At 47.1% G+C, this 12759-nt stretch carries 11 protein-coding genes; 5 read left to right on the forward strand and 6 right to left on the reverse strand.

Features of this window, described 5'->3' with window-relative positions:
- Nucleotides 1-7: 7 nt before the first annotated feature.
- From gloA to glyQ, 6 genes are read right to left on the reverse strand one after another with little or no spacing between them, the layout of a single operon-like run.
- Nucleotides 8-421: a lactoylglutathione lyase gene (gene gloA / locus Q335_RS0101100; RefSeq protein ID WP_028357047.1), complete on the reverse strand. Its 414-nt coding sequence runs from the start codon at nt 419-421 to the stop codon at nt 8-10.
- Nucleotides 422-437: 16 nt separating this feature from the next.
- Complete coding sequence (locus Q335_RS08840; protein WP_051532200.1) at nt 438-983, reverse strand: M48 family metallopeptidase; 546 nt, start codon at nt 981-983, stop codon at nt 438-440.
- Between the two features lie 3 nt (nt 984-986).
- The gene (locus Q335_RS0101110) at nt 987-1739 is read right to left on the reverse strand and encodes a lysophospholipid acyltransferase family protein (protein ID WP_028357048.1); all 753 of its coding nucleotides are present in this window, start codon (nt 1737-1739) and stop codon (nt 987-989) included.
- Between the two features lie 5 nt (nt 1740-1744).
- Nucleotides 1745-2290, reverse strand: coding sequence for a D-glycero-beta-D-manno-heptose 1,7-bisphosphate 7-phosphatase (gene gmhB / locus Q335_RS0101115; protein WP_028357049.1), 546 nt, complete (start codon nt 2288-2290; stop codon nt 1745-1747).
- 1 nt (nt 2291) lies between these two features.
- Nucleotides 2292-4421, reverse strand: a complete 2130-nt coding sequence (glyS, locus tag Q335_RS0101120) for a glycine--tRNA ligase subunit beta (RefSeq protein WP_028357050.1) — start codon at nt 4419-4421, stop codon at nt 2292-2294.
- Between the two features lies 1 nt (nt 4422).
- Nucleotides 4423-5325, reverse strand: a complete 903-nt coding sequence (glyQ, locus tag Q335_RS0101125; protein WP_028357051.1) for a glycine--tRNA ligase subunit alpha — start codon at nt 5323-5325, stop codon at nt 4423-4425.
- A gap of 292 nt (nt 5326-5617) precedes the next feature.
- Between glyQ and Q335_RS0101135 the strand changes: the two genes are divergently transcribed.
- The 5 genes from Q335_RS0101135 (at nt 5618) to Q335_RS10395 (ending at nt 12743) form a co-directional block, all read left to right on the forward strand.
- Nucleotides 5618-7195, forward strand: coding sequence for an ABC transporter substrate-binding protein (locus Q335_RS0101135; protein WP_028357053.1), 1578 nt, complete (start codon nt 5618-5620; stop codon nt 7193-7195).
- Nucleotides 7196-7307: 112 nt separating this feature from the next.
- Nucleotides 7308-8915, forward strand: coding sequence for an ABC transporter substrate-binding protein (locus Q335_RS0101140; RefSeq protein WP_028357054.1), 1608 nt, complete (start codon nt 7308-7310; stop codon nt 8913-8915).
- 59 nt (nt 8916-8974) lie between these two features.
- On the forward strand, nt 8975-10003 hold the full coding sequence (locus Q335_RS0101145; protein WP_028357055.1) for an ABC transporter permease: 1029 nt from the start codon (nt 8975-8977) through the stop codon (nt 10001-10003).
- A gap of 82 nt (nt 10004-10085) precedes the next feature.
- Entirely contained in the window at nt 10086-10964 is an 879-nt protein-coding gene (locus Q335_RS0101150) for an ABC transporter permease subunit (protein WP_051532216.1), read from the forward strand.
- Between the two features lie 3 nt (nt 10965-10967).
- Nucleotides 10968-12743, forward strand: a complete 1776-nt coding sequence (locus Q335_RS10395; protein ID WP_038369133.1) for an ABC transporter ATP-binding protein — start codon at nt 10968-10970, stop codon at nt 12741-12743.
- Nucleotides 12744-12759: the final 16 nt, after the last annotated feature.

Consider the following 12759-nt stretch of genomic DNA (forward strand, 5'->3'; position numbering starts at 1 on the left):
CCTTGACTTAACGTAAGCCAGCGCCTTCGGCTTGCATATCTTTACGTTCTATTAATTCGATTTTATAGCCATCTGGATCTGTCACAAAAGCGATGACCGTGGTGCCGCCCTTGACGGGACCGGCTTCACGAGTGACATTGCCACCCGCCGCTTTGACGCGTTCACAGGCGGCATAAGCATCGGGCACGCCAATGGCGATATGGCCATATGCATCGCCTAAGTCATAACTCTCTTGGCCCCAGTTATAGGTCAGTTCGAGCTCGGCTTGCTCAGGATTAGGGGCATAGCCTAAAAATGCCAAATCGTATTTGTACTCGGGGTTAGATGAGGTACGAAGCAGCTTCATGCCCATGACTTTGGTGTAAAACTCAATCGAACGCTCTAGGTTTCCCACTCTGATCATCGTATGTAAAAATTGCATATAAACTCCTTAAAGATTAAATATAAGCACTCAAATTCACAGTTTTGAGAAGCTGATGCGGGGTGTTGTAATCTGGCATAATTCGTGCGACCTCAGCCCAGAACAAGTCACTGTGATTCATATGCTTAAGGTGTGCTAATTCATGCACAATCACATAATCAATCAGTGCTGGTGAAAGACGCATGAGCTGCCAATTGAGGCGAATCACTTTGTTACTCGCGCAACTACCCCAGCGCCGACTGGCCTTGGTTATGGCAATTTTGGACGGTGCTAGACCGCTGTATTGACTCCAGTATTTAGCGCGTTGCCTAAAAAACACCAGTGCTCGGCCTTGTAACCATTCTTCAACGTATTGGCAAATCAGCTTGGCACTGAGCGATTCTGAGTCGGGTATGGTGAGCAGCAAACGATCGTCCTGGCTAGGGTCATTAAAATCACCTTGATAGACATGACCAATACCTTGACGTCGAATCTTCAATTGAATTTTTTGGCCTAAGTAGGCAAAATGACCGCCATCCTGCCAAACTGCAGCAATAGGGGGAACATGGTTGGTATAAGTCAAGAACTACCTCTTATGCAATGCGTTTTGAGCTTGCTGAACCAAGTCCTGTGTTTCTTGTTCAATCCATTGTTCGACTTCAGCCAGCACGGTATTGGCTTCACGCGCCTGCGCGTGGATTTCTGGACCAAACGAAAACGTCACTATCCCCGCATACTTAATAAACGAGCCCTTGGGCCAGAATACCCCTGCATTATGAGCCACAGGGACGATAGGGGTCTTGCTATGAATCGCTAAGCGCACACCGCCTGCTTTATAGTGGCCTTTTTGGCCCACAGGGACGCGGGTACCCTCAGGAAACAAGACGGGACTACGACCTTCTGCAATGCGCTGACTGCCCGTGCGTAGCACTTGTTGCATCGCTTCGCGTTTATTGCTGCGATTAATGGGAATATTGTGCAGACTTGCCAAACACCAGCCAAAAATCGGAATCCGTTCGAGGCTTTTTTTGTAGACAAAGACCACAGGAAAAGGCGAATACCAGGGCAGAAAAAAGGTCTCGTAAGTTGACTGGTGCTTGACTAAGTAAATCACAGGATGTTCTTTAGAAATATTGTCGGCACCGCGCACCTGGAACTTAATGCCAATGGTATATCGCGCCAAAGCCATCACAATCTTTGGCCAGCGTGTGACAAACCAATAATATTTCTTAAAGGGCAAGATAAAACTGGCGCATAACACTAGTAAGCCGTAGCCCACCAGCACAAACGACAGGATTACATAAAACAGTAGAGTACGTAAGAGCGCAATCAACTTCATAGAGCTTAAGTCTTAGGTTGTAGAAAGTGACTCACAAAATCCGCTAAATCGTTATAAACCGGGATTTGGCTATCAGCGCTCAGTTTAGTGAGCGTATTGATACCATTGCCTGTTTTCACCAGTACTGGCCTAAAGCCCGTCGCCTGAGCTGCTTGTAGGTCACGTAACGAATCCCCAACGGCAACGACCTCTTGTTCATCGCTTAAGTGATAACGCTGGCGAATTTCTTTAAATAAACCGGGTGCTGGCTTACGACAGTCACAGCTTTCGTCTGGATGATGGGGACAGATAAAAAAAGCGTCGATACTGCCCCCTAAGCTACTCAAGGCTTGTTGCATCTTAGTGTGCATGGCGAGTAAGTCATTAAAAGAAAACAAGCCACGACCAATCCCAGACTGATTAGTCGCGACAGCAACTTTATAGCCAGCAGCATTAAGACGAGCAATGGCTTCAAGGCTACCCGCTAGTGCATGCCATTCATCGGCTGACTTGATGTAATCGGGACTGTCTTTGTTGATCACGCCATCGCGATCGAGAACCACTAACTTCATCTTAAACCACTAAACCGCTGATATCTGCCACTAAATTCATGGTGTGATGCAAGGCTTGCAAGAGCGCAAGACGGTTATGTTTGAGGCGCTCATCATCACTCATCACCATGACATCGGCAAAGAAGGTATCGACGGCATCGGCAAATTGCGCCATGATTTGTAAGGAACCGCTAAAGTCCTTGGCGTCGAAGGCTGCTACCGCTTTTGGACCTTGTTCTTGCAATAATTTGTAGAGGGCTTGCTCAGCAGGCGCTTGCAATAGTGCAGGATCGACGGCAGGCAGTGCATCGTCGACTTTTTTGAGCAAATTACTAATGCGCTTGTTGGCGGCGGCTAGATTTTGCGCCGCCGGTAGATTGGCAAACTCAGAGACCGCGGCTAGACGACTAGGAATTTGATCTAAAGGTGGTTGTTTGGCCAGAACCGCATCGATCGTGCGTTTGTCATAATCAGTGCTTAGCTGATTGCGATAGCGCTCTAAAATAAAGTTAAACACCTCTTGAGCGGTATGCGGGGCGACTAAATCACCAAAGCATGTGGCCGCAAAATCGAGTAGGGCTTGGATGTCGAGAGGCTTAGCAAGCTGTGATGGTTGCGCGGCTTGTAGTTTTTCACTGGCGCTAATAATACCTAAGGCAGCACGTCGTAAGGCATAAGGATCGCGCTCACCACTTGGAATTAAGCCTACGCCCCAAATGCCGATCAGCGTTTCGGTACGTTCAGCAATATACAAGGCAATAGCTGTTAAATCATCGGTGCTCTGGATATCGGTCACAAAACGCGTAGCGTATTGTTGTGCCAAGGCTTGGATAACCCCCTCAGGTTCTTGCTGGGCTTTGGCGTAATAGGCTGCCATAATCCCTTGAAGCTCAGGAAATTCACCTACCATGCTGGAGCTTAAGTCATTTTTAGCAATCGCGGCGGCACGCGCTACCTCGTCTTGCTTGGCACCTATTTGTTGGGCAATATAGACGGCGATTTTTTGGACCCTAGCCGTGCGTTCTAATTGCGAACCTAATTGGTTTTGGTACACCACTTTGCTTAGTTTTTGCATGCGGTGTTCTAGACTTTCTTTGAGATCGGTAGTAAAGAAAAATTCGGCGTCTGCCAATCGTGGTCGCACCACGCGCTCGTTGCCTTCAATAATATTACTTGGGTCGGCCACTTCCATATTGGACACAATAAGGAACTTATTGAGTAGCTTGCCATTCTCGCGATTGAATAATGGGAAGTACTTTTGATTAAGACGCATGGTCAAAATCAAACACTCTTGTGGTACTTGCAGGAATTTTTCTTCGAATTGACCGACATAGACGCAAGGATATTCGACCAAAGAAGTGACTTCTTCGAGTAGATCTTGGACTTCTGGGTCTTGGTCTTGGATACTGGCATCGTACTCTTGGGCGGCTGCCAATAATTGCTCTCGGATGCGTTGCTTACGCTCATCATAAGAGGCAATGACTTTGCCTTCTTGCAAAAGGGTTTCGGCATAGGCATCGGCGTGTTTGATTTTGGGGCGAACTTTGCCCAAAAAACGATGACTAAAACTGAGGTTATCAGCGTCAATTCCCAGAATATTGGCCGGTAGTACCTCTGCACCATGCAGCACAATCAAACTATGTGCAGGGCGTACAAATTTTACGGTGGTATGACCGTCCGCTAATTGGTAACGCATCATTTTAGGAATGGGTAATTGCTCAATCGCCTTATTAATAAGGGCTTCGATCTGAGCGGCAAGTTGTGCTCCGGGAGCCTTACCTTTGGCAATTAAGAAGTCTTGCTTACCATCGTTTTCGGTCTCTAAATTAGCGAGGTTGAGGTGTGAGAGATTTTTGGCGGCCAGTTTTTTGAGAAGGGCAGGACTCGCTTCGCCCTCAGCCGTCAAGGCGACTTTTTTGGGCATGAGTTTTTCAGTGAAGGATTGCTCTGGCGCTTGCTCGAGGACATCAGGAATATGCACGGCCAAACGGCGGGGTGTGGCAAAGTATTGGGGCTGACTGTCCTCAGCCACTAGGTGCAATTGTTGTAAACCTTGGATAATACTAGTGGCAAAACTCTGACCGAGTTTGCGCAAGGCTTTTGGGGGAAGTTCTTCGGTGACTAACTCTATAAGTAAAGGATTTGTGGTCATCTTATGCTGCCTTATCTTGTTTCCGAATCAATGGGAAACCTAATTTTTCTCGAGAATCGTAATAACATTGGGCGACGGCTCTGGATAGATTACGGATTCGACCGATATAGGTGGCTCTCTCAGTGACACTGATGGCGCCCCGCGCATCTAAGAGATTAAATAAGTGGGCGGCTTTGAGCACCGATTCGTAAGCCGGCAAGGCTAAGGGAATCTCTACTAAGCGTTTGGCATTTTGTTCGTAATCATTGAATTGCCGAAATAACATATCCACATCGGCCACTTCGAAGTTATATACCGATTGTTCGTATTCATTTTGGTGAAAGACATCGCGGTAATAGACTTTTTCGCCGTTAGGATTGACAGACCACACCAGATCATAAACACTTTCGACCTTTTGCAGATACATGGCGAGGCGTTCGATACCGTAGGTAATTTCGCCTGTAGTGATGGGACAATCTAGACCGCCGACTTGTTGGAAATAAGTAAATTGCGTCACTTCCATGCCATTGAGCCAAACTTCCCAACCTAAGCCCCAAGCCCCTAGTGTTGGGTTCTCCCAGTCATCTTCGACAAAGCGCACATCGTGCTCTTGGGGGTCAATGCCTAAGGCTTTGAGAGAGCCGATGTATAAATCGATAATTTCTGGGGGCGCCGGCTTGAGCACTACTTGGAACTGATAATAATGTTGGAGGCGATTCGGATTTTCGCCATAGCGACCGTCGTTAGGGCGGCGTGATGGTTGTACATAGGCGGCATGCCAAGGCTCAGGCCCGATCGCGCGCAAAAATGTAGCGGTATGAGAGGTGCCGGCACCGACTTCCATATCGTAGGGTTGCAATACTGAACAACCCTGATTGGCCCAGTATTCCTGGAGTTTAAAAATGATTTGCTGGAAAGTAAGCATAATGATTAATCGATTTTGTCGTCAGAGTAAGCAATAATTTTAGGTGATTACATGCTGACTAGGTATAAAATTTCGGAGATGTTTTATTTTAAATGACTTTTGTAACTTTTTGCATAGCCTAACAGCCCTAGGCTCAGCGTCGACCTGCAGTAAACCCCTTAGAATGAAGTACCGATTAGTCTCTAAATTTTTTAGTAAATTTTCTTGCCAAGCTGGCATTTGCAAACCACAAAGCCATTCACTACACACCCAGCCCCGCGCAGGCCTTAAGCTTAAGTATAGGCGGTGGTCAATGCTGCTGGGCAGCCTACTACTGGCATTGGCACCCTTGGCGCACGCTAAGCCAAGCCAGACGTTAGTCTACTGTACCGACAATAGTCCCCAGGGGTTTGATATCGCGCAACTGACGACGATTCCCGATGCCGACGTGGCCGCGCAGATTTTTAATGGTTTAGTGCAATTTAAAAAAGGCAGTACCCAAGTTGAACCGGCGCTCGCGGAGCGTTGGCAAGTTAGTGAGGATGGCCGCCACTACACTTTTTATTTGCGGCACGATGTGAAATTCCATGACACCAGCTATTTCACACCGACACGAGCGTTTAATGCCGATGATGTCGTGGCGACCTTTGAACGACTCAGTCATACCACTGACGCTTTTAATCAAGCTTATCCCGCTCAATTTCCGTATTACGCGACGATGGGTTTGAATACCTTGATTAAACAAGTCGTTAAACTCGACGATTACACGGTTAGGTTTGATTTGAATTACAACTATGCGGCTTTTTTGCAAACACTGGCCATGAGTATTGCTTATATTTATTCCGCTGAGTATATGCAGTACTTGTTGCAGCACCAGCAAAGTAGTCAAATCAACCAGCAACCCATAGGCACGGGGCCTTTTAAGTGGCAGCGCTATGTCAAGGATTCACAGTTGCGCCTACGTGCTCACGAGGCGTATTGGGACCGCAATAATATGCCCAAAGTCAACACTTTGGTGATGGCATTTATTCCTGATGCTTCGGTGCGTTTACAAATGCTACGAGCCAATGAGTGCCAAGTCATTAGTCGCCCCATACCCAGTGATGTCAAAAAACTACAAGACCACCCGACGATCAAAGTTAAATCGGCCCTGGGGTTTAATGTCGGTTTTATCTATTACAACAATCAACATCCGCCATTAAATGACGCCCGAGTGCGCCGTGCTCTTGATATGGCCATTGACAGAGAACGGATTCTAAAGTCGGTGTACATGGGTTTTGCAGAATTGGTGGCCAACCCTATGCCATCGACCCAATGGTCTTTTAATAAAAATATCCGCAATTATCCCTATGATCCAGAACAAGCCAGACAATTGCTCAAAGACGCGGGGTATGCCCAAGGGTTTGAGATGACACTGTGGTCCTTACCGAAGTCCAAATCATTTTTTAATGGTCGCTTAATCACTGAAATTATCCAAGCAGATTGGGCCAAGATCGGGGTACGAGCGCGGATTCAGTCCTATGAATGGGGTGAATACGTTAAGCGTGCGCAAGCCGGAGAGCATGATGCCGTGATGCTCGAATGGATCGGCGATAATGGTGATCCTGATAATTGGTTAGGGAATCTGTTTAGTTGTCCCAGCGTTAATCGCAAAAGCTACACACGCTTTTGTCATCCAGAGTTCCAAAGACTCATTGATCGCGCCCGTCGCAGCACTAACAAAGCAGAGAGAACGCAACTCTATGAACAGGCTCAGGTGATTTGGCATCGTGAAATTCCCGCTACACCGTTAGGCACTTCAAGAGTCAATATCCCTATGCGCAAAACTGTCCATGGCTTTGAGATCAGTCCCTTTAATGTCATGCATTTTGCGGGTGTTTGGCTCGAATAAATCGAGGGCAAACCAACAAAAAACAAAAAAAATCAAAAAAAAGCGTATTTACTAATTGTTTTTTGTAAATAAACGCTATAGATTGAATCTATTTTACAAGGAGGAGGGAGAGATGAAGAAGTCATCTTTAACACTGTTAAGTGCTGCAGTTATGGCTGCACTGAGTCTTTCAGCACAAGCCGCCCCGTCAGGCACCTTGGTTTATTGTTCCGAAGGCAGTCCCGCCGGTTTTGACGCTACTCAATATACAGCCGGTACGGATTTCGATGTGTCTGCGCGTGTCGTAATGAATCCGCTAGTGCAGTTTAAGCGTGGTACCACAGAGGTTGAACCCGCGTTAGCGGAGTCTTGGGAGATTAGTGACGATCATCTGACCTACACCTTCCATTTGCGAAAAGGGGTGAAGTTTGGCGCCAATCGCGAGTTTAAACCGAGCCGTGACTTTAATGCCGACGATGTGGTCGCCAGTTTTGATCGTTTAGCCAACCCTAATAATGCCTTCAATAAGGCCTATCCGGTGGCTTTCCCTTACTACACCGATATGGGTCTCGATAAAGCCATCAAAACGGTCGAAAAGGTCGACGACTATACTGTCAAAATCCAACTAAACGAACCCAACGCGCCGCTGTTACAGACCTTGGCTATGCCTTTTGCTGTGATTTACTCTGCGGAATATCTGCAACAACTACTGGATCAAGGCAAAGCCTCACAAATCAATCAAGTGCCTATCGGCACGGGTCCGTTTATCTTCCAACGTTACCAAAAGGATTCGCAAATCCGCTATAAAGCCAATCCAGACTATTGGGACAAAAACAACCAAGCGGGTGTGCAGAATCTGATTTTTGCGATTACCACCGATCCATCGGTACGGGCCCAAAAACTCAAAACTGGCGAATGCCAAATTATGGCCTATCCATCGGCCATTGATCTAGAGGGTCTCAAACAAAATCCAGACCTTAAGGTAGAGAGCCTACAAAGCTTAAATATGGGGTCGATTTACTACAATACCGAGAAAAAACCATTTGATAATGCCAAGGTCAGACTGGCTCTTGATATGGCCATTAATCGTCAACAAATCCTAGATGCCGTCTATAAGGGCACGGGTAAATTATCAGCCAATCCTATTCCAGAAACGCAGTGGTCCTTTAATAAGAACGTGCAATTGCATCCTTACGACCCCGAAAGAGCCAAACAACTACTCAAAGAAGCTGGGCTTGCCGATGGTTTTACGGCGACTATTTGGGCCTTGCCGGTGCAGCGTCCCTACAATCCCAATGGTCGTCTCATGGCAGAAATGCTGCAATCTGACTGGAAAAAAATTGGTGTCAACGTCAGTATCAAGACCTTTGAATGGGGGGAGTATCTCAAACGCGCCCAAGCAGGTGAGCACGAAATTGTCATGTCTGGTTGGAGTGGCGATAACGGTGACCCCGATAACTGGTTTGGCAATTTATACGGCTGCAGCGCCATTGGGGGTTCTAATTTAGCGCGTTTTTGTTATCAGCCTTTCCAAAAAGTGGTTGATCAAGCACGTGTAGAAACCGACAAGGATACGCGTGTCAAACTTTATGAGCAAGCTCAGGTGATTTATCACGAGCAAATGCCAGCTTCACCCATCGCGTCTTCTGTGGTTCATATCCCTATGTCCAAAAAAGTCCAAGGCTTTAAAATCAGCCCATTGGGTTCGATGCAATTTGAGGGCGTCACCATTAGCCAGTAGTACAGTCTTAGCAAATAGTGCCTATAGGGGTACTATTTGCTAATTTTTTGAGTATTGATATGTTGTTTTTTTTCCTAAAAAGGGTGTTACTTTTAATCCCTACGATAATAGGTATTACCCTTTTAACCTTTTTATTAATTCATATGATACCGGGAGATCCGGTGCAAATTATGCTGGGTGAACGCAGTGTCGATCCCCAGGTACGACAGGCAATGATGGAGCGTTTAGGGCTCGATCAACCTCTTTATATTCAATATTGGGAATACCTAAAATCCCTTTTACACGGGGATTTTGGTAAATCGTTTGTCACGCAACGTCCCGTGGTGGATGAATTCCTCTCCTTATTTCCAGCTACCCTAGAATTAGCCATTTTCGCGCTGATCTTTGGTGTGGTGTTTGGTATTTTGTTAGGTGTCTTGGCCGCCGTCAAACGTGGTAGTTTTTTGGATCACGGTGTCATGGGGCTATCACTGGTGGGCTATTCCATGCCAATTTTCTGGTGGGGGCTCATGCTCATTATGTTGTTCTCCGTCTATCTCGGCTGGACCCCGGTCTCGGGGCGCATTAGTTTGCTCTACGATATCGAACCGCACACAGGTTTTATGCTGATTGATAGTTGGCTCGCGCAACAGCAAGATCCAGAGTTTAATGGCGGCGCTTTCCTCGACGCCTGTAAGCACTTAATTTTGCCAGCTATTGTCTTGGGCACCATTCCATTGGCCGTAATTGCTCGTATGACACGTTCTTCCATGTTAGAGGTCATGGGTGAAGACTATGTGCGCACGGCCAGAGCCAAGGGCTTGGCGCCTTGGCGCGTGATTTTTGTGCATATTCTGCGTAATGCCATGATTGCCGTGATCACGGTGATCGGTTTACAAATCAGTTCCTTAATGGGTGGAGCGGTCCTCACCGAAACTATTTTCTCTTGGCCAGGTGTGGGTAAATGGCTGGTCGATTCTATCTTTAGACGTGATTATCCGGTGGTACAAAATGGCTTACTACTGGTGGCTCTTCTCGTCATTATTGTGAATTTATGTGTTGATCTCTTATATGGATTGATTAACCCACGGGTGCGTCATTCAAGGTAAGTGTATGAAGTTAGTAAATCAAGAAATAAAAGCAGAAACACCAGCAACAGTGAGTACCGAGCTCTATGCTGCTAGTGATGCTATGTTGATTCCAGAGAGCCGGCCGCGCCGTGATTTTTTTAAAGCCTTTGCCGCCAATCGCGGGGCTTTGTTTGGCTTAATCTTTTTGTGCCTGATGGTCTTGCTGGCCTGTTTAGCGCCATGGATTGCGCCTTATAGCCCGATTGAGCAATTCCGCGAACATATGTTGCAGGTACCCGCTTGGTCCGAGGGCGGCAGCTGGGACTTTATTCTCGGTACCGACGAAGCTGGCCGTGATATTTTGTCACGTCTCATTCATGGCAGCCGCTTGTCCTTACTAATCGGTTTTTTTGCCGTCTTAATTACGATTATACCGGGCGTCTGCTTAGGCCTGATTGCCGGTTTTTATCCTAATGGGGCGGGGCGCGTTATTATGCGAGGCACGGATATTATGCTGGCCTTACCTGCTGTCTTGTTAGCCATTGCCATTATGGCCATTATGGGCCCTGGGATTGTGAATGCCATGATTGCTATCGCGATTGTGGGCTTGCCAGCGTATATACGATTAGTACGAGCCTCTGTGATGACAGAACTTGAAAAAGAATATGTCACGGCCTCCAAACTCGCGGGCGCCAATACGCTACGCCTTATGTTTGTAGCGGTGCTACCGAATTGTATGGCGCCTATTATTGTGCAAGCCACCTTAGGGTTTTCTTCGGCCATTTTGGATATTGCGGCCTTGGGGTTCTTGGGCTTAGGCGTACAACCCCCTGCGCCGGAGTGGGGCACGATGTTGGCTACGGCCAGGGACTATATTGATCGCGCTTGGTGGGTGGTGACCTTCCCTGGCTTGACCATTCTGTTGACGGTATTGGCAATTAATTTAATTGGTGACGGTCTACGTGATGCCCTAGATCCGAAATTAAAAAGAGCGGAGTAAGGCATGAGTTTATTAGAAATCAAAAATCTAAACGTTCGTTTTGGTACCAAAGATAAGCCTTTTCATGCCGTCAAAAACCTTAACCTGAGCATGAATCATGGCGAGATACTGGGTATTGTAGGCGAGTCAGGATCGGGTAAATCTGTGTCCATGATGGCCATCATGGGCCTATTAGCCGGGCAGGGTGAAGTCAGCGCAGATAGCTTGATGTTCGATGGCCAATCGTTGTTGGATATCTCCAGTGCAGATCGGCGCAAAATCATTGGTAAGGATTTGTCAATGATTTTTCAGGATCCGATGACCTCGCTGAATCCAAGCTATACCGTGGGTTATCAAATTGCCGAAGTCCTCAAACTACACAAGGGCTTGCGCGGTAAGGCGCTACGGGCTCGTTGTTTAGAATTATTGGAGTTAGTGGGCATCCCAGATGCTCCGGCTCGCCTCAAAGCTTATCCCCACCAATTATCTGGGGGTATGTGTCAGCGGGTTTCGATCGCTATGGCGATGGCTTGCGAGCCTAAATTACTGATTGCTGATGAACCGACCACGGCCTTAGATGTGACCATTCAGGCCCAAATTATCGATTTGTTATTGCGTCTCCAAAAAGAACAAGGCATGGCCTTAATCATGATTACCCATGATTTAGCCGTGGTTAACCAAATCGCTGAGCGAGTGGCAGTAATGTATTTAGGGGATTTGGTCGAAGCAGGGCCATTGCCTGATGTGTTTTTGCATCCCCAACACAGTTATACACAACGCCTTTTGCAATCAATGCCCGACGCACGTGACGAATCCAACACCGATGCCGAGAGCGATTATGTGCTTGAAGCCGAACATTTAGCGCGACACTATGAAGTGAGTCGCGGTACTTTTAAGCCAAAAGCCACGGTCAAAGCCTTAGCCGATGTTTCTATTAAGCTACGCCGTGGTCAAACACTGGCCATCGTGGGTGAGTCGGGTAGTGGTAAATCCACCTTAGCGCGCCTCTTGGCCATGATAGAAAAACCGAGCCACGGTAAATTAGTGATTAGTGGTCAGGATGTGAGTGAAGGCAATAGCAAGACCATCAAAAATCTTCGCAAAGAAGTGCAAATGGTGTTTCAAAACCCTTACGCAAGCCTAAATCCGCGTCGCAAAATCATGGATCAGCTGCTTGAGCCCTTACTCATGAAACCTGAGCTAAGCCCGCAGCAACGCCGTGAAATGGTGTTTGAAATGATGCAAATTGTGGGGCTCAAAGCACAGCATGCGAATCGCTATCCACATATGTTCTCGGGCGGTCAAAGACAGCGTATTGCAATTGCACGTGCCATGATTCTTAAGCCGGATATAGTGATTGCCGACGAACCGACCTCCGCCCTAGACGTGTCCATTCAGGCACAAGTGCTGAATCTTTTTATGAAGTTACAAGCCGATCAACAAAATGCCTACGTCTTTATTTCCCATGATTTGGCGGTAGTTGAACATATGGCAGACGAAGTGTTGGTGATGTATTTGGGCAAAACCGTCGAATTGGCCAACAAAAAGGATTTGTACGAAAAACCGCTGCACCCGTATACTAAAGTTCTCTTGTCGGCGACACCGACCATGTTTACTGAGCCACGATACGAACGCATAAAAATCAAAGGGGAATTGCCATCACCACTGAATGTGCCAAGTGGTTGTGCGTTTCATAAGCGCTGTCCTTTTGCGCAGCCCATGTGCTCTGAACAAGAACCGAAAATGCGAGAATTAGCGGGTCGACAAGTCGCGTGTCACTTTTCAGAACAGTTTTTATGAGTGGCTTAATTTATTG

Source organism: Brackiella oedipodis DSM 13743, from assembly GCF_000621025.1.
In the GTDB taxonomy this organism is placed as follows: Bacteria; Pseudomonadota; Gammaproteobacteria; order Burkholderiales; family Burkholderiaceae_B; genus Oligella; species Oligella oedipodis.

Bases quoted from the DNA above. Each gene is read 5' to 3' on its own strand.
- glyS (WP_028357050.1), bottom strand. From the start codon at position 4,421: ATGACCACAAATCCTTTACTTATAGAGTTAGTCACCGAAGAACTTCCC.
- Q335_RS0101135 (WP_028357053.1), top strand. From the start codon at position 5,618: ATGCTGCTGGGCAGCCTACTACTGGCATTGGCACCCTTGGCGCACGCT.
- Q335_RS10395 (WP_038369133.1), top strand. From the start codon at position 10,968: ATGAGTTTATTAGAAATCAAAAATCTAAACGTTCGTTTTGGTACCAAA.
- Q335_RS0101150 (WP_051532216.1), top strand. From the start codon at position 10,086: ATGTTGATTCCAGAGAGCCGGCCGCGCCGTGATTTTTTTAAAGCCTTT.
- Q335_RS0101145 (WP_028357055.1), top strand. From the start codon at position 8,975: ATGTTGTTTTTTTTCCTAAAAAGGGTGTTACTTTTAATCCCTACGATA.
- gmhB (WP_028357049.1), bottom strand. From the start codon at position 2,290: ATGAAGTTAGTGGTTCTCGATCGCGATGGCGTGATCAACAAAGACAGT.
- gloA (WP_028357047.1), bottom strand. From the start codon at position 421: ATGCAATTTTTACATACGATGATCAGAGTGGGAAACCTAGAGCGTTCG.
- Q335_RS0101140 (WP_028357054.1), top strand. From the start codon at position 7,308: ATGAAGAAGTCATCTTTAACACTGTTAAGTGCTGCAGTTATGGCTGCA.
- Q335_RS0101110 (WP_028357048.1), bottom strand. From the start codon at position 1,739: ATGAAGTTGATTGCGCTCTTACGTACTCTACTGTTTTATGTAATCCTG.
- glyQ (WP_028357051.1), bottom strand. From the start codon at position 5,325: ATGCTTACTTTCCAGCAAATCATTTTTAAACTCCAGGAATACTGGGCC.